The sequence below is a fragment of the Cupriavidus sp. CuC1 genome (genome assembly GCF_044627735.1).
Classification (GTDB): domain Bacteria; phylum Pseudomonadota; class Gammaproteobacteria; order Burkholderiales; family Burkholderiaceae; genus Cupriavidus; species Cupriavidus ulmosensis.
In genome coordinates this window covers 1-689 of sequence record NZ_JBIUHC010000421.1, presented here as the reverse complement: position 1 = coordinate 689, position 689 = coordinate 1, and the positions used below count along the sequence as shown (strand labels likewise).

The 689-nt window shown below is 66.6% G+C and carries 2 protein-coding genes; both read right to left on the bottom strand.

What is annotated here, in order from left to right:
• A partial coding sequence (locus tag ACGLHR_RS52015) for a carboxymuconolactone decarboxylase family protein (protein WP_400103971.1) occupies positions 1-573 on the bottom strand: 573 nt, incomplete at its 3' end.
• A 21-nt stretch (positions 574-594) separates the two neighbouring features.
• Positions 595-684, bottom strand: a complete 90-nt coding sequence (locus ACGLHR_RS52010) for a 3-keto-5-aminohexanoate cleavage protein (RefSeq protein WP_400103973.1) — start codon at positions 682-684, stop codon at positions 595-597.
• Positions 685-689 lie beyond the last annotated feature (5 nt).

Genomic DNA, 689 nt, shown 5'->3' with positions numbered 1-689 from the left:
CTCCTCGGGCAGCGTCAGCTCTGGGTCGTTGAGTTCCGGCGCAATGCTGCCTGGCAACCCGAGTTCGAAGGTGTTCAGCGTCAGGGATACCATGCAGTAGTAGCCCAACACGCCGACCAGCTCCACAACGCCCTGCTCCCCAAGCCGCGCTACGCCGCGCGCATACAGGCGATCAGGTACCCTGCCCGTCGAGAGAAGCGTGGACGAGATGTCATAGACTGCGCGCTGCCGCTCATCGCTGAACTCTGGCGCATGGCGGGCGGCGATGGCGGCGATCACCGCGGGATCCAGGCCAGCGGCGAGTCCCATCACCTTGTGTGCTTTCCATTCGTGGTGCGAGGTCCAATGGCGACCGCACACGAGGATTGCGAGCTCGGTGAGGTGCGGCTCCAGCGTCGTCTGGAAGCGCAGCAGCTCCCCCAGCTTCTGCCCCCGGCGCGCGAGTTCCGGGTTGCGCAGCCAGGCAATCATCGGCGCCGGCACCTTGCCGCGCAACCCGCTCACCGCTTCGGCACAAACTGCCGCTTGCTCCGCGGTCATCGCCGCTTCCTGCGGCATCTCTAGTCGTGGCATGGACTTGTCCAGGTGCGGCTCTTAACCGATTCGGAGAATGTCGCGCGCCTGGGCCGGCGTGGCCACCTCGGCGTCGAGTTCCCGGATGATCCGCGCAGCGCGCTCCACCATCGGCG

Bases quoted from the DNA above. Each gene is read 5' to 3' on its own strand.
- ACGLHR_RS52010 (WP_400103973.1), bottom strand. From the start codon at position 684: ATGGTGGAGCGCGCTGCGCGGATCATCCGGGAACTCGACGCCGAGGTG.